General features: G+C 35.1%; 24 protein-coding genes. 10 read left to right on the plus strand and 14 right to left on the minus strand.

What is annotated here, in order from left to right; genetic code table 11:
• Positions 1-13 precede the first annotated feature (13 nt).
• The 3 genes from I5168_RS06425 to I5168_RS06435 form a co-directional block, all read right to left on the minus strand.
• Positions 14-2,536, minus strand: a complete 2,523-nt coding sequence (locus I5168_RS06425) for a M14 family metallopeptidase (protein WP_431472738.1) — start codon at positions 2,534-2,536, stop codon at positions 14-16.
• A 78-nt stretch (positions 2,537-2,614) separates the two neighbouring features.
• Entirely contained in the window at positions 2,615-2,998 is a 384-nt protein-coding gene (locus I5168_RS06430; protein ID WP_060524027.1) for a PUR family DNA/RNA-binding protein, read from the minus strand.
• Between the two features lie 204 nt (positions 2,999-3,202).
• Positions 3,203-4,957, minus strand: coding sequence for an ABC transporter ATP-binding protein (locus I5168_RS06435; RefSeq protein WP_431472739.1), 1,755 nt, complete (start codon positions 4,955-4,957; stop codon positions 3,203-3,205).
• A gap of 133 nt (positions 4,958-5,090) precedes the next feature.
• Between I5168_RS06435 and I5168_RS06440 the strand changes: the two genes are divergently transcribed.
• The 4 genes from I5168_RS06440 to yajC all read left to right on the plus strand — a co-directional run bounded on the left by I5168_RS06440 (position 5,091) and on the right by yajC (position 8,152).
• Entirely contained in the window at positions 5,091-6,194 is a 1,104-nt protein-coding gene (locus I5168_RS06440; protein ID WP_042277493.1) for a Glu/Leu/Phe/Val family dehydrogenase, read from the plus strand.
• A 153-nt stretch (positions 6,195-6,347) separates the two neighbouring features.
• Positions 6,348-7,286, plus strand: coding sequence for a transcription antitermination protein NusB (locus tag I5168_RS06445; protein ID WP_431472740.1), 939 nt, complete (start codon positions 6,348-6,350; stop codon positions 7,284-7,286).
• Between the two features lie 95 nt (positions 7,287-7,381).
• Complete coding sequence (locus I5168_RS06450; RefSeq protein ID WP_042277496.1) at positions 7,382-7,849, plus strand: DUF1573 domain-containing protein; 468 nt, start codon at positions 7,382-7,384, stop codon at positions 7,847-7,849.
• Positions 7,850-7,858: 9 nt separating this feature from the next.
• The gene (yajC, locus tag I5168_RS06455) at positions 7,859-8,152 is read left to right on the plus strand and encodes a preprotein translocase subunit YajC (protein WP_042277499.1); all 294 of its coding nucleotides are present in this window, start codon (positions 7,859-7,861) and stop codon (positions 8,150-8,152) included.
• Positions 8,153-8,226: 74 nt separating this feature from the next.
• Here yajC and I5168_RS06460 read toward each other — a convergent pair whose 3' ends face one another.
• From I5168_RS06460 to I5168_RS06495, 8 genes are all read right to left on the minus strand, one after another.
• Complete coding sequence (locus I5168_RS06460; protein ID WP_431472741.1) at positions 8,227-8,601, minus strand: DUF1801 domain-containing protein; 375 nt, start codon at positions 8,599-8,601, stop codon at positions 8,227-8,229.
• Between the two features lie 76 nt (positions 8,602-8,677).
• Positions 8,678-9,913, minus strand: coding sequence for a peptidase T (gene pepT / locus I5168_RS06465; RefSeq protein WP_431472742.1), 1,236 nt, complete (start codon positions 9,911-9,913; stop codon positions 8,678-8,680).
• An 834-nt stretch (positions 9,914-10,747) separates the two neighbouring features.
• Positions 10,748-11,749, minus strand: coding sequence for a hypothetical protein (locus tag I5168_RS06470; protein WP_431472743.1), 1,002 nt, complete (start codon positions 11,747-11,749; stop codon positions 10,748-10,750).
• Complete coding sequence (locus I5168_RS06475) at positions 11,746-12,366, minus strand: two-component regulator propeller domain-containing protein (RefSeq protein ID WP_431472744.1); 621 nt, start codon at positions 12,364-12,366, stop codon at positions 11,746-11,748. Before I5168_RS06475 ends, I5168_RS06470 begins: the two co-directional genes overlap by 4 nt.
• Before the next feature lie 280 nt (positions 12,367-12,646).
• Positions 12,647-14,071 carry a CCA tRNA nucleotidyltransferase gene (locus tag I5168_RS06480; protein ID WP_431472745.1) on the minus strand — a complete coding sequence of 475 codons (1,425 nt, stop codon included), beginning with the start codon at positions 14,069-14,071 and terminating at the stop codon, positions 12,647-12,649.
• On the minus strand, positions 14,071-14,727 hold the full coding sequence (locus I5168_RS06485) for an L-threonylcarbamoyladenylate synthase (RefSeq protein ID WP_431472746.1): 657 nt from the start codon (positions 14,725-14,727) through the stop codon (positions 14,071-14,073). The genes I5168_RS06480 and I5168_RS06485 overlap by 1 nt, the downstream gene beginning before the upstream one ends.
• A 34-nt stretch (positions 14,728-14,761) precedes the next feature.
• On the minus strand, positions 14,762-15,793 hold the full coding sequence (locus I5168_RS06490) for a glycosyltransferase family 4 protein (RefSeq protein WP_167342440.1): 1,032 nt from the start codon (positions 15,791-15,793) through the stop codon (positions 14,762-14,764).
• A gap of 7 nt (positions 15,794-15,800) precedes the next feature.
• On the minus strand, positions 15,801-16,916 hold the full coding sequence (locus I5168_RS06495; RefSeq protein ID WP_431472747.1) for a glycosyltransferase family 4 protein: 1,116 nt from the start codon (positions 16,914-16,916) through the stop codon (positions 15,801-15,803).
• 169 nt (positions 16,917-17,085) lie between these two features.
• Between I5168_RS06495 and I5168_RS06500 the strand changes: the two genes are divergently transcribed.
• Both I5168_RS06500 and I5168_RS06505 read left to right on the plus strand, forming a co-directional pair.
• Entirely contained in the window at positions 17,086-17,844 is a 759-nt protein-coding gene (locus tag I5168_RS06500; RefSeq protein WP_105019543.1) for a lipopolysaccharide kinase InaA family protein, read from the plus strand.
• On the plus strand, positions 17,841-18,677 hold the full coding sequence (locus I5168_RS06505; RefSeq protein WP_258150549.1) for a glycosyl transferase: 837 nt from the start codon (positions 17,841-17,843) through the stop codon (positions 18,675-18,677). The genes I5168_RS06500 and I5168_RS06505 overlap by 4 nt, the downstream gene beginning before the upstream one ends.
• Here the strand turns inward: I5168_RS06505 and I5168_RS06510 are convergent, their stop codons facing one another.
• The gene (locus tag I5168_RS06510; RefSeq protein WP_167342437.1) at positions 18,678-19,442 is read right to left on the minus strand and encodes a glycosyltransferase family 2 protein; all 765 of its coding nucleotides are present in this window, start codon (positions 19,440-19,442) and stop codon (positions 18,678-18,680) included.
• 104 nt (positions 19,443-19,546) lie between these two features.
• Between I5168_RS06510 and I5168_RS06515 the strand changes: the two genes are divergently transcribed.
• Positions 19,547-20,371 (plus strand): glycosyltransferase family 2 protein, encoded by an 825-nt coding sequence (locus I5168_RS06515; protein WP_431472748.1) that lies wholly within the window; start codon positions 19,547-19,549, stop codon positions 20,369-20,371.
• A gap of 6 nt (positions 20,372-20,377) precedes the next feature.
• On the opposite strand, the gene I5168_RS06520 is transcribed toward I5168_RS06515, so the two are convergent.
• Positions 20,378-21,442 carry a glycosyltransferase family 9 protein gene (locus I5168_RS06520; RefSeq protein ID WP_431472749.1) on the minus strand — a complete coding sequence of 355 codons (1,065 nt, stop codon included), beginning with the start codon at positions 21,440-21,442 and terminating at the stop codon, positions 20,378-20,380.
• Positions 21,442-22,257 (minus strand): 2,3,4,5-tetrahydropyridine-2,6-dicarboxylate N-succinyltransferase, encoded by an 816-nt coding sequence (locus I5168_RS06525; RefSeq protein ID WP_042277527.1) that lies wholly within the window; start codon positions 22,255-22,257, stop codon positions 21,442-21,444. Before I5168_RS06525 ends, I5168_RS06520 begins: the two co-directional genes overlap by 1 nt.
• A gap of 79 nt (positions 22,258-22,336) precedes the next feature.
• Here I5168_RS06525 and ruvX point away from each other — a divergent pair, with 79 nt between their 5' ends.
• From ruvX to I5168_RS06540, 3 genes are all read left to right on the plus strand, one after another.
• On the plus strand, positions 22,337-22,750 hold the full coding sequence (gene ruvX / locus I5168_RS06530) for a Holliday junction resolvase RuvX (RefSeq protein ID WP_060524059.1): 414 nt from the start codon (positions 22,337-22,339) through the stop codon (positions 22,748-22,750).
• 105 nt (positions 22,751-22,855) lie between these two features.
• On the plus strand, positions 22,856-23,446 hold the full coding sequence (gene def / locus I5168_RS06535; protein ID WP_431472750.1) for a peptide deformylase: 591 nt from the start codon (positions 22,856-22,858) through the stop codon (positions 23,444-23,446).
• 53 nt (positions 23,447-23,499) lie between these two features.
• Entirely contained in the window at positions 23,500-23,898 is a 399-nt protein-coding gene (locus tag I5168_RS06540; RefSeq protein ID WP_042277534.1) for a DUF5606 family protein, read from the plus strand.
• Positions 23,899-23,952 lie beyond the last annotated feature (54 nt).

Below are 23,952 nucleotides of genomic sequence, written 5' to 3' on the forward strand. Positions count from 1 at the left end.
GATTTAGATTTTACTACATCTGTTCTGCAAAGAATATAGCGTTCATTAGTAATTTATTTGTACCATACCAAAATGCCCTGAATTGAGTGTTGTCTGTAAAACCAATTACATCACCACGGCCATAATTATTATGTCTAAATGGAACACTGTTTTTCAATGCTTCTAGATTAATATCACTTATATAACCACTCATTAACGGTGAATTGGTGTAAGTAATAGGGTTTCTAAAAGAATCTTTATGTGGTTCTATGAATAATCTGGTATTGCGAAACATAGGTAACTGATCATCTTTAAAACCGAAAGCAATAGGATGTGAACGATCTAATTTAGTTTCAAAAATAGCACCACCTATATTTTGCGCACCATAGAAAGCAGATCGCTGTTCAAAAGAAATATTTTCTGCTGGGTTCTCCGTTGATCTAAATTCAAGAGGTAACATTTTTGAACTACTCATCCATCGTAGGGCACTTCTATAGCCGATAAGCGTTCCTCCGTCACGAGTCCATGCCTTTAATTGGTCGATCACCTCATTTTCTGGACTGCCGTAGGTATTAGGAACGATAATGGTGTTGTATTTAGATAGGTCTCTGCGATTAAGGTCATTGATGTCGATCTTAGTTAAAGGGATGTCATAGCGTTGATCAAACAGATGCCATATCTCTCCTGCATCGTATGGATTTATACCATCGCCTATTAATAAAGCAACTTTAGGTAGTTTAAGCGCTCTAAATTGACGTGAGCCTAAATCAATTCCTGTAGTTAAGCCAGATTGAACTGGGTAAATGTTTACTTTATTATCTTGTTGTAATTCAAACAATAACTCAGCTAGAGCAGTTTTACTCAATGACTGATTTTCCACTGGAATTAAAATTGTTCCATAATCATAGCTGCGTCCTTCAATAGAAAACGGTTCCATAGCAACTTTTGACCGAATACCTTTTGATAAAAGAGAGTTAAGAACCTTTGGGGTCTTGTACTCATTCCATGGCATTAGGTAGGCGTAATCTGATATTTGTATTTCATTGGTTTTGGAATTGGACATTCTATCTGCTGCATTATTTAAACTTGCATTTTCGTCATAATCCATATCAAATGCTAGTGGAAAGGTCCAGGCGCTTATATCATAAAACAAACTATCTTGAAATTGCGTACGCTTTTCAAACATCGCTTTGATTAATCGAGAGTTCTTTTGATTCTTAGGAACGATGTAAGCATATCCTTTTTTAAAGGTTTTTCCGTTTCTGTTGACGTCATTTTTAAGGCTTTTTACTTCAATTTTATGACGGCGTAAAATATCAGCAAGAGCATGAGTCCTGCCAGCGTCAGTATGATCACCGAAAATTATCGCGCCATTATCTGCTTCTTTTCTAGCGTTTGCATAAAAGTCCTTATGGTAATTCAAAATCTTTTCTCGCATACTTACCGCAGCTTTCAACGTGCTGATTCCAGCTGTATATTGATTGCGCACCGTAAATGGGAATGTAAGTACCCCATTTTCAGAATTTTGAGCGTGACCACGCGAGCTAGCTTGTTCAAAAAGTATTCCTATTGACCCATTTACATCTGGAAAAGTAGATCCCTTACCGTAATAAAAGTCGTCATAACTTTCTTCTGTATAATACAAGGATCCTATCTTGTCTAACTCGGTAGCGTGATAATTTCCTATTTCACGAGTTAATTGCTGATTCATTGCAGGTGTTAATGGGTGCGTGCGCGATGGAATTCCCGGTTGAAAAAAGAAAGTAGCATTGGTACCCATTTCATGATGGTCGGTAAGAATGTTGGGCATCCAGTTGTGAAAAGTTTCAATACGGGCTTGTGATTCTGGAAGTTGAACTGGTAACCAGTCACGGTTCATATCAAACCAATAATGATTAGTACGTCCACCTGGCCATGCTTCACTGTATTCTCTATCATACCCATCAGGAGTTACATTTTTATTTTTGTGTTGATTTACCCAACCTGCAAAACGTTGTAAGCCATCTGGGTTAAAACTTGGGTCAAATAAAATAACCGTGTTTTTTAGGAGGTTGTTTATTTCATCACCTTGTGCAGCTGCTAGATAATAAGCTAGTAGTAAAGCTGCATTTGATCCACTAGCTTCGTTACCATGTATAGAAAAACCTTGGTAGACTACAATCGGCATGTTGCTTACATCTGCTTCATTGCTGTTGGAAAGAGCTAGGTGCTCTTTTTGAATACTGTCTAGGTTAGCATGATTTTCAGGAGACGTTATTGTAAGTAGCAATAAAGGTCTGTCCTCAAAAGTATAACCTCGATTTTCTATGGTGATTCTGTCTGATTGTTGGGCTAGTACACGCATGTATTCTACAAGTTTGTCGTGTGTCACATGCCACTTACCTGGAACATATCCTAAAACGTCTTGTGGTTTAGAGATTTTGGAATCATAAGAGATGTCTTGGGGTAAGTAATAATCTAAGGTTGGGTTGACTAGTGTAGGATTTGATTGCGCTTTCGCGAAAGCGATACTAAAAACACAGCTTAAGATAACTAGTATATGGCGAGTAATTTTCATGTGAATGGGAAATTTTTTTAAAAATAAAAAAAGCCTTCCGTAGGGAAAGGCTTTAAGATATATTTAAGACGATAAGTTTTATATGTCATCAAATTCTACATTAGTAAAACTTGCAGGGTGATTAGGCTCTGCAGCGTTATCATGAGCAGCAACTACATCTTCCTTTTTATAGTCTGATTGATGACGCTCACTTATAACTTCGTCACCTTTTTCTTTAACTATGAAATTAGTAACCTCATTTAAAGTTTCAGTGAATTCAGCAAAATCTTCTTTATAAAGATAAATCTTGTGTTTTTTGAAGTGATAGCTACCGTCGTCATTGGTAAATTTTTTACTTTCAGTGATGGTTAAATAATAATCATCTGCTTTAGTAGAACGAACATCAAAGAAATACGTGCGACGACCTGCGCGTACAACTTTTGAAAAAATATCTTCCTGCTCTTTGTAATCTCTATCGCTCATTTGAGTTTTTCATGGTTTATGGCTCAAAAATATAAAAAAATGTTTAAGCCAAAAGCATTATGCTTTTTAAGTGTCTAAAATACTGATAAGCAGTACTTTGTTTTTGATGTTAATGTTGATTTATGTTAATAACAAGAAGACTTATTTATCTTTTAACAACTTTAAAGGGAAACGAGTGGTCTGTACAGTGAGATTAGTTTGGCTTTAATCTTGTTTTTCTAACATTTGATTTTCAAATAATTCAGCATAGTAACCTTGTGCGTTTACTAGGTCTTGATGCGTTCCTTTTTCTATAATTCTACCGTCTTCTAGTACGAGAATTAGATCAGCGTTTTTAGCGCTGCTTACACGGTGACTAACGATGATTGTAGTGGTGTCTTTTGTAACCCTTTTTAAATTGCTTAGAATCTTTTCTTCAGTTTCGGTATCCACCGCACTCAAACAGTCATCAAATAGTAAGATTTGTGGTTCCTTAATAATTGCTCTAGCTATTGAGACACGCTGCTTTTGTCCACCGCTCAAGGTTATTCCTCGTTCACCTAGAACGGTATCGTAACCTTTTGTGAAGTTGGTTATGTTTTTGTGTACGGCTGCATTTTTTGCTGCTGCTATAATTTCTTCTTCTGTTGCATCTACCTTACCAAATGCTATGTTGTTTTTAATTGAGTCGCTAAATAAGAATGCGTCTTGTGGAACATATCCAATGGCTGCTCTTAAATCTTCAAGATTAAGTTCCTTAATAGGAATTCCGTCAATTTTTATAGAGCCTTTTTCAATGTCGTATAGCCTTCCTAAAAGTTCTAGAACGGTTGATTTACCGCTACCTGTTTTACCTAAGATGGCAAGTGTTTTTCCTGCTGGAACTTCAAAGGAAACCTCTTTAAGTGCGGTTATATTAGTATCATCATAAGTGAAACTTACTTGATCAAACTCAATATTTCCTTTTACTGGCGATCGCTGTGGCTGTAAATTTTGAATTGCAGGTTCAATATCTAGGAATTCATTAATTCTTTTTTGAGAAGCTTCAGCTTGTTGTATCATATTAGTTACCCAACCAACTACTGCTACTGGCCATGTAAGCATGTTTACATAGATAAGAAATTCGGGTATGGTCCCTACATCAATAACTCCGTCGATCACTTGTTTACCACCAATATATATGACCATGATATTACTCAATCCAATTAATAATACCATTAATGGAAAAAATAGGGCTTGTACACGTGCTAGGTCTATGTTTTTTGCTTTACTTTCATTTGCAATTTCTTCAAACTGTTGAAACATTTGACCAGATAGATTGTAGGCTTTTATTACAGAAATACCACTGAAGGCTTCTTGTGAAACCGTATTCAAATTAGACAGGTATTGTTGTACTAGCGTTGATCTTTTATTGATTTCTCTGCTGATAACGTAGATGGCTACTGCCAGAAATGGAAGTGGTATAAGAGTGTACAATGCTAGGGTAGGAGCTGTAAAGTACATTCTAGGTATAACTACTGCAAATAATGTGATCATGTTAATGCTGTACATAATCGATGGTCCCATATACATTCTTACCTTGGATACATCCTCGCTTATACGATTCATTAAATCGCCAGTACGATTTTGCTTATAAAATCCTAAAGAAAGTTTTTGATATTGCTCATACACTAGATTTTTTAAGTCGTATTCTAGGTGTCTTGATACAACTATAATTAGTTGTCTCATGACAAAAGTTAATCCAGCAGCGAGAAGAGTCGCACCGATTATCCATGCAATGTTAATTAACAATTCACTTCTTAAAAATTCTTTGTCTGTAATTTTACCAGATCCATAATCATTAAGTAGGTTAATGATTTTACCTACATATTGAGGTAATACTAGTGAAAACAGTCTGGCGGCAATGGTGACAAGGATTCCACCTATAAGTTGCCATTTGTATTTTGCAAAGAGCTTATTGAGCTTTTGTAGTTCTTTCATGTAATAAAAAAGTGACCAACAACAGGCCTGTTGTAAAATGGGTGTAATTTACATTTGGTATATTGTCCATGTGCTAAAATCACGTTATTTTTGCACGCCTTTTCTAAACAACACAGGCAATTAAAATTTCAATATGTCACAAGACTATACAAGCGTTGAAGAAATGATTCAACAGGATCCCGTTTTTGGACAGGTTTCCTTTAATAATCATGAACAAATTGTTTTTTGTAATGACAAAGATACTGGATTACGTGCCATTATCGGAATTCATAACACAGTTTTAGGTCCTGCATTAGGAGGAACTAGAATGTGGCAATACAAAAACGAGTGGGAAGCCCTTAATGATGTACTACGTTTATCACGTGGTATGACATATAAAAGTGCCATTACAGGATTAAATTTAGGTGGTGGAAAAGCCGTAATTATAGGTGATGCCAAAACCCAAAAGACTCCAGAATTAATGCGCCGTTTTGGTGAATTTGTGCACTCATTGAGCGGTAAGTATATTACTGCAGAGGATGTAGGTATGGAAACTGAAGATATGGATACTGTGAGAGAAGTCACTCCATATGTAACAGGTATTTCACAAGATAAAGGTGGAGCAGGAAATCCTAGTCCAATCACCGCTTATGGTGTCTTTATGGGAATGAAGGCTGCTGCAAAATACAAATACGGTAGTGACATTCTTGAAGATAAAACCGTATATGTTCAAGGAATCGGTAATGTAGGAGAAACTTTGGTAGAATACCTTACTCAAGAAGGAGCTAAAGTGGTCGTATCAGACATTAATCAAGGGAAATTAGAAGAGGTTAGGGATAAGTATGGCGCTACTATTTATGGTGGGACTAATCTTTATGCTGAGAAAATGGATATCTACGCACCTTGTGCATTAGGAGCTACTGTAAATGATGATACAGTTAATTTATTAAACTGTGATATCGTTGCTGGTGCTGCAAACAACCAATTAGCCGATGAGCAAAAACACGGTAAAAGATTGCAAGAGCGTGGTATCTTATATGCACCAGATTTCCTTATCAATGCAGGTGGGATTATAAATGTCTATGCCGAGCTTGAAGGGTATGATCGTACCGAAATCATGCGCAAGACTGAAAATATTTACACCACTACTATTGAAATTCTCAATAGAGCTCACGAGACTGGTGTAACTACTCATCAAGCTGCGCTTGAAATTGCACAAGCTCGCATTGATGCTAGAAAACAAGAACAACTAGCTTAATAGTTGAAAATGAATTAAGGTGTCTTATAGGAAGGACTTTATTTTTAATTTGTTCGCTTTCGCGAAAGCGAACCTATAAGACATCTTTAATAAATAAAAACGCATGGTGATTACCACCAGCAACAACCTTTAAAAAGGAAAAAAACGTTCTTTATGCTTACTAGAAGACAACTACGAATTAAAGTGATGCAAGCTGTATTTGCATTTCAGCGTCAACAACCAGATGAATTAAAAAGTCTAGAAACCTTTTTAAACACAAGTATGACGCAAACGTATACCTTGTTTCTATACATGGTACAACTTTTAGTAAAACTACATGAGCACGCAGTCGATAAACACGAACTTGCTCAAAACCGTCATATCGCTACCGATGCTGAACGTAATCCCAGTCGTCATTTAATTGATAATAAAATTCTACTTAAGCTTAGAGAAAGTCAAGAGTTGGTTGATGCCCTAGAAAAACGTAAAATCGATCCATGGCATCTAGATTCAAAATACATACATAATCTATATGATAAGATTATAAGCAGTAAGGAATTTGTTTTATACGCGATGGACGAAGAGCCGTCGTTGAAAAGAGATTTAAAATTCCTACTTAATGTCTATGAAAATCTTATCGCTCCTAGTGATGAGATCATGGATTATTTGGAGGATATCAATATTACTTGGATGGATGACTATCCACTTGTCAACAGTAATATAATCATGTTCTTGAGAAAGGTAAAGCCATCAAAGGATGTTAAAATGCCAGTTCTGGTTAAAGATCAAGATGATATCAAGTTTGCTATGGATTTGTTTAGAAAAACAGTCCTTAATATTGAGGAATTAGAAGGTCGTATAGAAGGTAAAACACCTAATTGGGATAAGGAACGTATTGCACCTATCGATAGTATACTTATTATGATGGCCCAGGCAGAATACTTGTATTTTCCTAGTATTCCAACAAAGGTAACTTTGAACGAATATCTAGAGATCGCCAAGGATTACAGTACTCCTAAAAGTAGCACTTTTGTAAATGGTATTCTAGATAGATTACTTAAAGAACTCACAGCTCAAGATCTTATCAATAAAGTAGGTCGTGGTTTGATGTAGTAAGAAGGTATTTGAAACTTTGTTAATCTTATAGTTGCGCACTTTGCTTTCAGGTTGGATTTAATTACATTTGCTAGACTTAAAATTTAATTGAAATGAAAAAAGTAATAATGATGTTTGCAGCAGTAGCTGCAGTAGCTCTTACAAGTTGTAACAATGAATCTAAGGCTAAAATCGATGAGGCAAATTTAACTGCAGCAGCAGCTAGTAAAGAAGTTGCAGCGGATTATCCTGTAATGACCTTCAACGAGGTTGAGTATGATTTTGGTACTGTAGAAGAAGGAACTGTTGTTGAACATGAGTATACTTTTAAAAATACAGGTACAGCACCGCTTGTTGTAATAAGTGCAAAAGGTAGTTGTGGTTGTACTGTTCCTACTTGGTCAAAAGAGCCTATCGCTCCAGGTGAAGAAGGAAGTATGCTAGTAAAGTTTAATACAAACGGAAAGCCTAACAATCAAACTAAAACTGTTACCATCAAAGCAAACACTGAAAGTGGTACTGAGTCAATTAGAATCAAAGGTTTTGTAAACCCAAAGGCTAAAGCAAGCCCTAACGCTTAATTATTTTAGATGGATCAAATTCTTGCATTTGCACCTTACATATTAGTAATTGGGATTTTTTATTTCTTAATAATTAGACCACAATCGCAAAAACGTAAGGCTGAAAAGGAATTCACAGAATCTCTTAAAGTAGGAGCCAAAGTTGTTACTACTAGTGGTATTCACGGAAAAGTGAATCAAATCAATGAGGAAAAAGGTACTTTGGTTATTGAAACAGGTGCTGGAAAAATCACTTTTGAACGTGCTGCTGTAAGTGCAGAACTTTCTAAAAAAATAAACGAACCTAAATCAGACAAGAAATAAGTTTGAAATAGGAATTCATAAAAAAGCCCTAGTGCACTTGCATTAGGGCTTTTCTTTTTTGTAGAAACATTTTACTATTTAGGTTTGTCCTGACTTTTAGCAATTTGGATGGTCTCGTTTATATACTCTTTGAGAATAACGGTGTCAAACTGTTCACCTTCTTTTAATTGTATGTTTCTTAGGAATTTAGTTTTTCCAGGTTGTGCGTTTCCCAAAACTTTATAAGAATCAGATAATAACGCACCTTCATGAAACCAAATAGCGCAGTGATTTTTAAATCCAGCTAAACCAATTAAATTACGTTTACCATAACCATAACATGGCGCGCCCCATTTAATAGACGCCTCTAGATCAGTTTCTTCAAGAATAATTGCAGCTTGTTCAAGCTGCTCTTTCCATTTTGGAAATTGTTCTATGTATTCGGCGGTATTAGTTACTTTAGTTTTCATTGATAGAGGATTATAATTTAGATAATATGAAGTCCATCATAATTACAATGGATTTGTTCACTACGCATTAAATCAATTATTCAGGCTGGGCGACTAGTTCAGCAATTTTAACAATGACCTCAGTTGCCTTGACTATGCTTTCTAAAGGAACATATTCATATGGTCCATGAAAGTTGTGTCCACCGGCAAAAATGTTAGGACATGGTAATCCCATGTAGCTTAATTGAGATCCATCAGTTCCACCTCTAATGGGTTTGATGAGTGGAGTGATTCCTAATTCTTTCATGGCTTTTTCAGCAACATCAACAATATGCATTACAGGCTCTACTTTCTCTCGCATGTTGTAATATTGATCATTGATTTCAATACTTACAGCCTCTCTGTCGTACTGCTTGTTTAGCTCGCTTACCAATTTGAGTAGCATTTCTTTTCTAGCTTCAAAATGCTCTTTATCGTGATCGCGTATGATGTAATGTAATTCGGTTTTTTCTACGCTACCTTTCATATTATGTAGGTGGAAAAAACCTTGATAATCCTCTGTATGCTCAGGAGTTTCCAATTTGGGTAATGATTCAATAAACTCACTTGCCACATACATAGAATTAATCATTTTGCCTTTGGCATATCCAGGATGAACAATTTTACCATGAAAAGTCACCACGGCGCCAGCGGCATTAAAATTTTCATATTCTAATTCACCTACTTGACTACCGTCCATTGTGTAGGCCCAATCGGCACCAAATTTTTCTACATCAAATTTATGAGCGCCACGACCAATCTCTTCATCGGGTGTAAAACCTACTTTGATAGCTCCATGCTTAATTTCTGGATGGTCGATTAAATATTTAACCGCTGTCATGATTTCGGTTATACCAGCTTTATCATCTGCTGCTAAAAGTGTAGTCCCGTCTGTAGTGATAATAGTTTGACCTATATAGTTTTTAAGAGATTCAAAATAATCTGGAGATAAAATGAGATCGCTTCCTTTAAGAGGAATATCACCACCATCATAATTTTCAATTATTTGCGGTTTGATATTCTTTCCTGTATAATCAGGAGTGGTGTCAAAATGAGAAATGAATCCAATCGTTGGTACCTCGTGATCGACATTTGACGGTAAAGTAGCCATGACGTAAGCATGTTCATCTATTGTAACATCACTCATTCCCATATCGATCAACTCTTGATGTAATTTACGAGCAAGGTCCCATTGTTTATCTGTACTTGGTGTCGTTGGGCTTGAGGCATCACTTTCAGTATCAATGCTTATATAGCTTAAAAATCGCTCTAGAACTTCTTCTTTATTCATCATTTTTTATTTGATAAGTAAAGATAATGGTGTTCACGCTTTCGCGAAAGTGGAGTAACTACAATTTATAGACAATAAAATCGGATAACATTCCCTACTATGCCACCCGATGTAAAAATCACCTAATTGAAGTTAATTTATCTGTATCTGACTGAAATAGGTCATTTAATGAAAATATAGTTTGAATTTATGTATGATCAATAAATGGTGAAAATCAGGCCAGTTTTTGGCCTGATTTCTATGGTTCAATTATGAAAATTACTACAAAACATAATTGAGAATTCTACTATTTTTTAATCAATTTCTGCGTTGCACTATTACCATTTGATGTAAATACTTTAACCAGATAAATTCCAGTTGTCGCAACTCAAAGGTCAATTTACCCAAAGGTAAAGCGGCAAACCGTATGCTTTTAGCGCCTTGAGAATGAGTAGTCCATTCAGTATGATTTTTTATGCGGTATTCAAAATTTCCACTAGTTAAACCTCGCAAACCATTAACATTATAGAAAATGATGGTAGGCGTATTTTTATTTTCGATTATATACTTGTCACTTTTCTCCTGTGTTTTTCCGTCTATCTGAACTTCAGTAAATTAATAATCAGGAATATAAAGCGGTTTAAATACCTTTTCTTTTTGTATGCTGAATAATTTTAATGGAGTATTCATGTAGAGATAATCTCCAGCCATGGTCATATTCACTATTCAAAATGATGGAATACCATCACGTGCATATAAAGTGTTAAAACTGCCGCTAGGTATGTGGTAACGTTGCAATACATTATCTGTGCAAATCCATAAATAATCACCATCTACGGCTAGTGCGTTGATTACTTGTCACGCTAATCCTGCATCAGTAGTTATGTGATCTACTACTTTCTCATCATTAATTTTGTAAAGTCCATTTTTAAAACTACCAGCCCAAACATTTCCACTGTTGTCTTCTATTAAATTGCGTGTAAGTATCGGATGGTTTTTAAAGGCGATAGGATTTAATTGTAAATCTTTAGTAAGCATGTGTAAGCCTTCTATTGATGCCAGATACGATTGATCACTTTTGACGGTATGAAGCGCAGTGTAACCCCTTATGTTTTGTTGAAAAAGAAACTCGTCTCTTTTAGTAAACCCATTTTCTTTTAGTAAACGAGCCGCGATAAAACCGGCAGATGCATATAGTATTGTATCTGTACCTATTAGTGACGCCTTTTTTACAGTGGTTAGTTGGTTTTCAAGTTTAGCGATTTTTCTTGTAGCCAGATTATATCTGTAGTTGTATAGTTTCTGGAAAACAAATAGATCTGAGTTTTGTTTATGATATAACAACGTAGAAACTGCGGTAGATGTAGGGAATTTGATGACTTCCATTTCTTCAGTTTTGGAAGATACTATTCCTATATTTCCATTCTCAAAACCTACTGCAACGTGATCATTAGAAAGCTTTTCAATGCGTGTAGGCAAAGTAGCTGGAAGTGTGTGCTCACGCACATGAATGTTAGGCACAACTATGAGACCGTTGTGCAAAGTGCTTATCCAAATGTTCTGATCATTGTCGATAAATGTGTCAGTTGTAAAAAAGTCCTGAAGGATAGATTGATTTATAAGTAGATCGCTCCCGTTGCGCTCACAGATAAGAACACCTTTATTGGTACTAAAAAATAATTGATTATCATGGGCATGAACGGATTGAATTCTAACGTCTTTGAAATCTGCTGGAGTGTTTAGAGAAGTCCATCCATCATTTTCTCTTATAAATACCTTGAGCGATTCACCTAACAATTCTTGAACTAAATTCAAGTTACCATTAGGTGAAAAAACGGTTCTTATAGGGTGTGGTCTCAATGCTTCATCATGAAGAGAGCTGGGTAAAAGATATTTGTTTGTAACCTGACTATTTTTAATAATCTTAAAATATTTCCCACAGGTTGAAAGATGTTTCCATCATGCTGAGCGACTAGACCATAGCTAAAACTATTTTGTGGAATATCAGAAACTTTTTTTTCTTTAGTTTTTAAATTAATAGTCACGCGAGATTTAAAGTAACTCACGACAAGTTCTTCCTTATTAGCAACTAGATTACCAAGTGATCCTTTAAATTCTTCATTGACATTTGCAAAAAGCATAAATTCATCATCTTTAGCATAAAAAATCTGTCCAGATAAGTTCATGCACCATACTCTATACATTTGATCAACGAATAAATTAAAAACTGATAATCCTACTTGTTCAGGATGTGCATAGGATTGAAAAGTTGTACCATCGTAACGCACCAAATCTTTATTAGTAGCTAGCCATACAAATCCCTTTGCATCTTCCTCCATGGAATAAATCTCGTTACTCGGTAGTCCTTGTGCTTCAGTAATTGATAGCGTTACAGGTTCTTGTGCTTTTAAACATATGGTGCTAAGCAGGAAACCTACAACTAGTAATAATTTAAAAAAATGGATACTCCTCATCATTTTATAAAAATACGATTAAGTATCTCATGAAAATAAAATCTTGCTCAATCTCTGTATGAGTTGCTCAATGGTAATTTTATAGGAATAAAACACTAGAAATGCTCAAAAAAAGGACGATATACAATTGAAGAAATTAAAGGTTTCAAGAAATCAAATTGACGACTTTCTTCTCTAGTGAACTATGGTGCAACTATAGTTATCACGCTTCCGCGAAAGCGAAATAAAAGAGCTAGTGATATTAGCTTTTATTAAAAATGAAGTTTTGTAAAAGTGAGAACAATTAGTGCGTCACGAGTCCTAACTCTTTCCCTTTCTGTAACATCCACTCTCGTGCAGCTTCGTATTCGTTAGGGATTTTTCCATCCAAAATAGCATCTTTAATACTTGCTTTAATCATTCCAATTTCTCGACAAGGTTTGAGGTTAAAGGTTTTCATAATTTCCTCGCCACTTACAGGTGGTTGGAAATTGCGTATACGATCGCGTTCTTCTACTTCGACAATTTTGGTACGTACTTTCCTGAAGTTATTATGATAACGCTGGAATCTCTTTGGATTCTTAGTTGTGATATCTGCTTCACATAGAGTCATTAAATCCTCTATATGATCACCTGCATCATGAACTAGCCTGCGCACAGCGCTATCGGTTGCGCTTTCATCTATTACAGCGATAGGTCTTGAACTCATGCGAACCATTTTTTGTACAAATTTCATTTTGTCATTCAATGGCATTTTAAGGCGTTTGAAAAGGTGGTATACCATTTTTGAGCCTTTGAACTCATGCCCATGAAATGTCCAACCTACTTTTTTAGAAAACCTCTTTGTAGGAGCTTTGCCTATATCATGTAGTAATGCAGACCAGCGTAACCAAAGATCATCGGTGTTTTTAGAAATATTATCTACTACCTCTAGAGTGTGATAAAAGTTGTCTTTATGTGTTTGACCTTCAACTTCTTCAATGCCTTTTAAAGCAGTTAATTCTGGAAGAAAACGCTCAAGTAATTTACTTTTTTCCAAAAGTAAGAAACCATAAGAGGGAACATCACAAAGCATGATTTTGTGAACTTCGGTCACGATACGTTCTTGAGAAATGATGTCTAATCTTTCTGCGTTTTGTTTGATACTATCAAAGGATTTTTCTTCAATTTTGAAATCTAGTTGACTTGCAAAACGTATTGCACGCAGCATTCTTAAAGGATCGTCACTGTAAGTGATGTCTGGATCTAATGGAGTACGTATTAATCTGTTTTCTAGATCTTGTATACCATTGAAAGGATCAATCAGGCGACCGTAGTTATTATCATTGAGAGAAAACGCCATGGCGTTTATGGTAAAATCCCTGCGGTTTTGATCGTCTTTTAATGTGCCATTTTCTACAAATGGTTTACGGCTATTACGATCATAGCTTTCCTTGCGTGCTCCAACAAATTCTAACTCAAGATCTCCTGTTTTGAGCATGGCCGTGCCAAAATTTTTAAAAACAGTCACTTTTGGACTGTCTTCTAAGAGACTGGCTATCTTTTTAGCTAGTTCTATACCGCTACCTACAGTTACGATGTCAATATCTTTTTTTTGACCTCTTTTTAAAAAGTAATCCCGCACAAATCCACCTATAACATAAGTTTCAAGTTGTAGTAATTCACTAGCTTGATTAATGACCTTGAATATAGGGTGCTCAAGTGCTTTTAAATAGTGAGTTTGCGACATTACTTTCTAATAATTTTAAAGGTACCGTTATTAGAGATTTTTATAATTGATGTAGGTTGGTGGCGTTGTCGTTGTTTATTCGATCCTTTTTGAGCTTCTTTTTCAAGTGGGTGAACTTCAATTTTTTCTGTAGTATCTTCAATGGAAATAATTGAATCAACTTGATCGATTAAAGATTGAGAAATATCTTCCAATTTTTCTGGCATGTTACCTTTTAGAAAATTGGAAGAAGCGATCAACAACGGGCTGCGTAGTTTGCTTGTGACTAATGCTGTGAATCTATCGTAGGTTATTTTAAAAGGAGTACTGTTGTCCTCTAGTATAAGAGCTGGCGCTATGTTTTTTGGTTTATCTAGGACTAGTGTAACAGGTCTTTTACTAGTGTCTATGATATTCCAAGCAGGATCAGGCACTTGTTCTACATAACGCTCGAGTACATGATCTTTATCTACAAGAACTTCATAAAAAATAGCCTCATTACTAGTTACTAATCCTAGAGTTTTTTCAACCGCTTCTATGTCTTGTGCATCACAGCATAAATAATAATAACCGTCCATAGGAAGAATAAGGGTATGACCTTTTTTTAAATGATCAACTGTTTTATCTATGGTTTCTTTAGGAACTCTAGGTCGATTATCAGGCTTTTTCTTTTTCATGTTCAAATCACATTTTATCTAACGAACATCCCTTTTATGTATTGAAAAGAGTGTCAATTTTATGAGAGCAATTAGTCCAGGTATGCTCTAAAACTGTATTTCTAATATTGCCTTTGAGGTTATAGGCTTCTTCAATTAAAGGAATTACCTCTTTATAGGAGGCGTTAATATCAAATATGAACCCATTTTCTCCATGCGTAATAATATCAGTAGAAAATCCAGTGTTTGACGCTACAGGAACACAATTTGACATCATAGCTTCTAACAAAGGTACTGGTCCACCTTCTAAAATTGAAGGTGACAAAAATACATCCATCTTATCGTAAAATTCAGGAAATTTTTCATATTCCATATCTTTAAGATAGGTGAAATTAGGAAGAGCCAATAACTCATCAAATTTTGTATATCGCTCCCAATTACTACCTAATAGAAGGAACTCTCTTTGAGGCATATTTTTTACTACATCAAATATTAAATCTGGATTTTTACGTATTTGAAATCCAGAGCATAATCCCACAACTCCTTTACCTGTACGCTCATGTGGATAGAATGTTTTTTCACTGGTAGCAATATGAATTACCTTAAGTATCTCTGGTCTTACTCCATCCTCGATCAACATTTTCTTGATATTGGAATTTAAGCATATGACATAATCTGCTTGATTCAAACCCCAAACCACATGTGTTTTTGAGTATTTTTTACTCCAGCTAGGATGGGTGAACATCACAATATTCTTTTTAAAAATGATGTTTGGTTTGCGTCGCAAACTGCGGCAAAAGTGGTTTTGATAGATGTGGTAATAGCCATCAGTATCTGGAATTCCTTTGATCTTATCATTCCAATGAACTCTGGCGTCAAGTTGAGAATGTTTTGATAATCTACGAACTTTAGCTCCAAATATCCATGTTTTATCCTTTTCTCGGGCAATGTAAGTAACAGTGCGCACTGCACCTTTTTTATAATTTTTGGATTTGAAAAGGGTCAAAATAATTGAAACAATATATTTCCATTTATGGGCAAATAGGAAATACATACGTTCTTTAAAATCGTCTTGTTGGTTTTTCATTTTTAATTTATTGAACAGGCTTTAACAAGTTTTGATATAATTCAAGCGTCTTTTGAGCCATTATCTTAGAATCATATTTTTCTTTTACTAATTGAAAGTTTTGATCGAGCATTTTTGCAAAGGCACTTTTATTGCCTATCGCGTGATTCAAATGTTCAATTAATTTAATACTATCGCCTACTGGTGCTATAAAACCATTTACGCCATTTGAAATAACTTCAGGAATACCACCTGCCATAGTACTTACGATTAAGGTCTGGTAATACATGGACTCATAGATAACCTGTGGTAATCCTTCACTTTTTGAGGTAATGAAGGAGATATCGGCTTGTTTAAGGTAAACGGCAGCATTTTCTTGTTCATGCAAAAAGGAAACTCTTTTTTCAAGTCCTTTACTCTCAACAGCTTCTAGAATGGGTATGGAATGTTCAGTGTGCCTACCAATTTGAACAAAGTGCACATCCTTACGATCTTTAAAGTATTCTACACACTTTATAAATAATGGTAAGTCTTTTGGTTTAGTGTGATTTGCAATATGTAAAACTAGGGTAACGTCTTTGGAAATATTAAAGGATTCTCTTAAATTAATTTTAGGCTCGAATGTGTCTAATTTATCTAGATTAGATCCATTGTAAATCGTGACAATCTTATTTGAGTTAACGATTGATTTTTGGCTTACCTTTTTCACTTCATTAGATACACAAATCACTCTTTTAAAAATGGGATGATTGTATTTATAAAGAGTTTTTTTACGGTTTTTGATAGGAAAACTAGTTTTCTTACTCATTACCGTTTTAGGTAACTTAAAAAAGTACGAGGCTAGTATGACCAAAAACATAGCAACGGGATCGTGCACATGTATAATGTCAATTTTCTTCTTTTTACAGAATTTACCAAAGCTTAAAAAGAACAAGGGGTCAACTTTTAACCTTAATTTCTTCTCAATCACTGGACTATTGAGTTCCTTAAGTTCTGTGCCTAATTGACTTCCTAACGGACAAAACACGGTGCTTTCATGCCCCATTTTATTCAGTTCAGTAGTCAAATTAATGATGTGATTTTCGCCACCACCACGACTCATCATTCCAGAAAGATGAACTACACGTAAGACTGTTTTACTCATGTATTGATATTATTGTTTGAAGTGAGTAATGGTAAGACATGATGACCGTTTGCTATAAATAAAATTCAAAGATATGATTTAAACTAGACCTTTCTGTAACTTTTAGATATCCATCTAGCTTTGTTAGCAGGTGGATATGTCGTTTCTTTGTCTACCATTGTGATACTATATGTTTAAAGAGAGGTTTTTTTCTAGTTCGCTTTCGCGAAAGCGAATACAACATTTACTAGAGTTGTTTTACGATTCTGAAAATAGGTTAGGAGATCCACGTAATACTATAAAGGTAATTGAATGGGAAGATGAAAAGTATGTCGTAAAATCCTTCAAGAAACCAAACTTTATCAATCAGTTTGTTTACAGATTTATTAGAAAATCAAAGGCAAGAAGATCCTATGAAAATGCGGTTTATTTAACTGAGAAAGGAATAGGAACCCCACAACCAGTGGCTTATCTAGAAAAACTAGGGATTTTCACTTTAAAGGATAGTTATTACATATGTTATTATGGGGAACATGACTTTACTTTTAGAGAACTTATTAATGATGATTCACTTCAAGATAAAGAACAAATTCTCAAGGAGTTTGCCTCTTTTATGTATGAAATGCATGAGGCCGGTATTTATTTCCTAGATCATTCTCCTGGGAATACCTTGATTAAGAAAACTTCGCAAGGCTATACTTTTAGTCTGGTTGATTTAAACAGAATGAAATTTTTTGACATACCTTATAATATGAGATTGAAGAATTTTGAGCGATTATCGCCCAAAAAATGGATGTATGATATAATGGGTAAGGAGTATGCAAAATTATCTGATAAGGATGCTCAACATGCTATTGAATCCATGTGGGAAAGTGTGCAAAAATTTCAAGATAAATTTCACCGTAAAAAAAGATTTAAAAAGAAATTAAAAGGACTGTTTAAATCATGAAATTAAAGGAATTACCGGGTTCAATACTAGAAGCGTTCAGATTGCGCAGTACGAGTGTAGCAAATCTTATAAAGAATCAGGAGCAAGTCATTCCTGCTATTGTAAGTTTAACTAGTATCCCTAGCAGATTAAGTACACTTGATCTTACCATACGTAGTATGATGAGACAAAAATATGCTCCTGAAAAAGTGGTGCTGTGGTTGCATCATGATTTAAAGAACAGCTTGCCTAACAAACTAGCCAAATTACAAGGTCCTTTTTTTCAAATTGAATACGTGCCCTACACGTTTTCTCACCGTAAACTAATCCATAGTCTAAAGAAATTTCCAGAAAAAACCATTATTACTTGTGATGACGATGTGATGTATCAAGATGATACAATCAAAAAGTTATGGGACTTTCATTTAAAATATCCCGACAATATAATTGGTAATCGATGTCGTAAGATGACATACGAGAATAATCGGGTAAATAGCTATTCACAGTGGCCTTTTATACATGATGTAAAAGAACAGAGTATTCACAATATGCCTGTAGGAGCATTTTGTGTTTTGTATCCTTCTAATTCTTTACATGAGGATGTTCATAATGTTACCTTGTTTAATGAATTAGCTCCAAAGGCCGATGATCTTTGGTTTAAGGCGATGGCTTTAAAAAATGGAGTCCTTTCTTTACAAAATGAAAATTATCCTGATATACCTATTCCTATAGCGAGGACTCAAAAGGTGGCCCTTAAAAAAGAAAATAAAGGAAAGGATTTTAATAGAGTTCAATGGCAACGAATTTGCGATTATTACAATTGGAACCCAACCGCAATAGAAACTCTTATTTGATTACTTAATCCCTCGTCTGAGTAACCATAATTTTACGTATCGCATAAAAATCATATAACTGCGCAGATAAGCAATCGTAAATCCTACAAATCCGTCTAGAAAACCTTTTTGAACAAAAAAGTGCTTGAAAAAGCCCCACATAGGTTTGATGACTATGTGGTATGCGGTAATTTTGCCTACTTTTTTATCAAAATCTTTAGCTTGCAAATCAGCGTAGCGTTGTAATTTCTTAACATGGTGATCCATACTCACATATTTATAATGTAAGAATCTGTTTTCCAGTTTTCCTACTGGACCATCAGCAATTATTTCAGAATGAACGTGTTTGTCTTTATACTTACACTTAGATTTCTTAAATAATCGTATTACCTTGTCATTTTTCCAGCCACTGTAACGTACTTGTTTACCCATGAAGAAATTACGTCTACCAATCCAATAACCAACATAATCAGATGTATCGAGAGTAGGGTATAGGTTCAAAATTTCTTCTTTTAATGCTGGTGTAACTCGTTCATCAGCGTCGACTAAAAGTATCCATTCATGTTTTGCTTGAGGAATAGCCCAGTTTTTTTGACTAGCGCTGTGCTCGTAATTACGAGTCAGTAATTTGGTGAAATAAGGTTTTGCTAGTTCTATCGTATTATCGGTACTGTTTGAATCTACTAAAATGACTTCATCGCAAAAATCAACAGATTTAAGGACATCAACAATGTTGTGTTCTTCGTTAAAAGCTGGAATGATTGCAGTGATATTATATTTGGTCATAAGTGGATATAAACATAATAGTTCTTCAGCAAAAATAAACTTACTGATTAGATAACCACTAGATATGCTTAAATTTGTTTAGATTTTGAAAGAAAACTAGAACTATGTCTTCAAACCCGACAATTTCTGTCATTATAAGTACCTACAATTCGATTCCCTGGTTAGAAAAGACCTTATGGAGTTATGAGCAACAAATCTTTAGGGATTTTGAAGTAGTTATAGCAGATGATGGTTCTAGGGATGATACAAAAGAATTCATTGAAAACTATGCTCAAGATTCACGATATCCTATTATACACGTGTGGCACGAGGATAATGGATTCCAAAAAAGTCAAATATTAAATAAGGCTATAATGGCTTGTAATGCAAATTACGTTGTAATGAGCGACGGTGATTGTATTGCTCGTGAGGATTTTCTTCAAATCCATTATGAACGTAGGGAACCTGGTTATTTTTTGAGCGGTGGTTACTATAAGTTGCCCCTAGATATTTCTCAAGCCATTACGAAAGATGACATTTACACGCAACGATGTTTTGATGTAGAGTGGTTGAAGGAACGAGGTTTACCAGCATCCTACAAAAATCAAAAGCTTACAGCTGGTTTTGTTACGGCTAAGGTTATGGAAAATTTGACTCCGACTAATGCTAGCTGGAACGGTCACAACAGTAGTGGTTGGTTAGAAGATATAAAGAAGGTTAATGGATTTGACGAGCGCATGCAATACGGTGGTCAAGATAGAGAGTTAGGAGAACGTTTATTCAACCTAGGAATAAAGTCAAAACAAATACGCTATAGCGCAATTTGTTTACATCTTGATCATGCACGAGGTTATAAAAATCAAGAATCTATCGATAAAAACAAGGCTATAAGAAAGTCTACTCGTGATGAAAAGAAATCCTTTACTCCATTTGGGATAAATAAAGAGTAAAGATTTTTAGTAATGATGATTTAAAAAGCTTTTAAGATCTTTTTGTATCATACCAGCTTCAAAATGAGAATACAAACTTAAAGCCTTCTTTTTGAATGTACTTGCACTTTGGTTGTTGTAAAGATCTGGTTTGTAATCCATCAAATGAACGCTTACGTGATTTTTCCCATCTTCACCTATGTTCCAGGAAGATTTATTAATCCATGGGGCAAAAATTGCAAAGGTGTTAATGTCTAGTGCTTTTCCCATATTTATGGCACCACCTTCGTTGCCAATTATAGCAGTGCAATGGTGAAGAATTTTAAGGAAGTCACGTATGTTGGGAGCAAAAGCATCTAAAAAGATGTGTTCTTTCGTTTTAAGTGAACACAGTTCATACAGTTCTTTAATTTGGTCGATCTGATTAGGGATGTAGTTGAACAATATTTGAGTCTCAGTGTTCTGGACTATAAAATCTAAAAGACTAGCTAACTCCTTAAAAGGTAACGTTTTTTCCTTACTACTACCCAAAGCACTTATCATCGTTACGGAATTAGTTAAGTCTAGCCCTTTTTGTTCCAGCCACTGTTTTCCTTGTTCGATTTCATCAACTGTCAAATGAATCTTTGGTTTAAGGTGCCATTGAATATTTTTTTCTAGCGGTTTTAATAAGATCATTCTACTACCTAGAGCTACACCTGTTTTATAAATACCTCTATTTGGTTCGTTTTTAACCATATCAGTATAAGCAAGTGATGAAAACCATTTTTTATACCCTATTCTTCTAGTAGCATTAACGATATAGGAGAGCAAGGCACTGTTGTTTTTACCATAACTATCAATACACAACTGATAATTGTTTTTTTTAAGCTTCTTTGCAAGTTTTAGGATACTTGTGAAGCTTTCAAAATCCTTATTGGAAGCCAATATAAGATTATCTACCGATGGATGGTTCTTTACTAAAGAAGCAGCCATCGGTGTGATAAGATAATCTATTTGACAATTGGGGTAGGTGATTTTTAATTGATCTGCTATAATTGTACTCGTGAGCACATCACCCAGCATCTTATATTGAATAAGTAATATTCTCACTATACTGCTACGTTGTACTCGCGTAGAGCATCGTTAAGCGAGGTTTTTTTATTGGTACTTTCTTTACGTTTACCAATTATGATCGCACAAGGAACATTGTAAGTCCCTGCTGGGAATTCCTTAGGGTAGCTACCTGGAATTACAACCGATCTAGCAGGAACATGGCCTTTGTATTCTACTGGTTGATCTCCAGTTACGTCTATAATTTTTGTTGAAGCGGTTAGAACGACATTGGCTCCTAGTACTGCCTCTTTTTCTACTCGTACACCTTCTACCACAATACAACGGGACCCGATAAAAGCATTATCCTCTATGATAACTGGAGCAGCTTGTAAAGGTTCTAGTACGCCACCTATTCCTACACCACCGCTCAGGTGCACATTTTTACCTATTTGGGCACAACTACCTACCGTTGCCCAAGTATCTACCATGGTTCCTTCCTCTACATAGGCACCTATGTTTACATAACTAGGCATCATTATAACACCACTTGAAATATAAGCTCCATGTCTAGCCACTGCATGTGGTACGACACGTATTCCTTTTTCTTTATATCCAGTTTTTAAAGGGATTTTATCATGAAATTCAAGTGGACCACATTCTATTGTTTCCATTTTTTGAATTGGGAAATATAGAACTACCGCCTTTTTAACCCATTCATTAACTTGCCAGCCATTTTCGGTAGGTTGTGCTACTCGCAATGTTCCACGATCTAGCATGTCTACCACTTCTCTAATTGCCTGCTGGGTAACGCGATTCTCTAATTGAGTGCGGTCTTCCCAGGCTTCTTCAATGATATTTTTTAATTGATCCACTACTTTTAAGTTTTTCACAAATATAAGTAGTAGCAGTTAGTGATGTGCTTCATATTAGATTGATTATTTTTGCAAACTCATGGCTAGAGCACTTTCTATAGATTACGGTAAAAAAAGAACAGGCATTGCAGTTACAGATCCCTTGCAACTTATAGCATCAGGTCTTACCACTGTAAACACCTATGAATTAGTACCATTCATTGAAAATTATTTACGTAATGAGGAAGTAAGCACTATCGTAATAGGTGAACCTAAACAAATGAATGGAGAACCTAGTGAATTAGGAGATGTGATTGACGCTTTCGCGAAAGCGTTACAAGAAAAATACCCATCCATAGAAATTACGAGAGTGGACGAAAGATTTACCTCAAAAATGGCTTTTCAAACCATGATTGATAGTGGTTTGTCAAAATCCAAAAGGCGTAATAAAGCCCTGGTTGATGAGATCGCAGCAACAATTATTTTACAAACGTTTTTGGATAGTAAAATGTAAAACTTGCTGAAGCCGTAAATAAAAAAAAAGGTATAATGATAAGGTGAATGATGTTGAGGAAGGATATTGGAATCCTAACCGAAATGGGCCTTTAAATAAAAAAATATGATTTATCCAGTTGTCGCCTATGGCGATCCAGTTTTAAGAAAAGTCGCAAAGGATATTCCTCAAGATTATCCAAAATTAAAAGAAATCATTGAAAACATGTGGGAAACCATGTATGGCGCTAGTGGAGTAGGTCTGGCAGCACCACAAGTAGGTATGCCACTACGATTGTTTGTTATTGATGCAACCCCATTTGCCGATGATGAAGAACTTACTGAAGAGGAAATAAACCAACTTACTGGTTTCAAGAAGGTTTTTATTAATGCTCAAATTGAAGAAGAAAATGGAGATGAATGGGCATTCAATGAAGGTTGTTTAAGTATACCTAATGTAAGGGAAGATGTTTTTAGACCAGAAGAGGTTACTATTTCTTATTTAGACGAGAATTTTAATAAACATACAGAAACTTATACAGGTCTAGCCGCTCGTGTTATACAACATGAATACGATCACATTGAAGGAATATTATTTACTGATAAACTTTCAAGTCTAAAAAAGCGATTGATAAAAGGAAAACTGGCTAATATATCAAAAGGTAAGGTTCGTGTTGACTACAGAATGAGGTTTCCTGAATTAAAAGGAAGACGTTAACCATTAGTAAAATAGCTTTTACATATATTTGCCACCCAAAAAAATAATTCGCAATGAGTTTAGATAACATTTTATCCATAACAGGAAAACCAGGATTGTATCAACTTAAATCAAAGGCACGTAGTGGCTTTGTAGTAGAATCTTTAATAGATAAGAAAACTTCGATTGTAGGAATAAACCACAATGTGAGCGTTTTAAAGGATATTTCCATATACACTTATTCTGAGGATGTACCACTTAAAGAGGTATTCTCTAAGATAGCTGATAAAGAGGAAAAGGGACCTGCCATTTCTCATAAAGCCTCAAAAAATGAATTGCAAGATTATTTTTCACAGGTTTTGCCAGAATATGATGAAGATCGAGTTTATGCCAGCGATATTAAAAAGGTAATTCAATGGTATAATCTTTTACAGTCAAATGACTTGCTTGCTGCTCTTGATGAAGAGGAGTAGTCAATAAAGAAGAATTTAATTATAGAATCCTAGAAACATTATTGTTTCTAGGAT

This window comes from Nonlabens sp. SCSIO 43208, assembly GCF_050703575.1.
In the GTDB taxonomy this organism is placed as follows: Bacteria; Bacteroidota; Bacteroidia; order Flavobacteriales; family Flavobacteriaceae; genus Nonlabens; species Nonlabens tegetincola.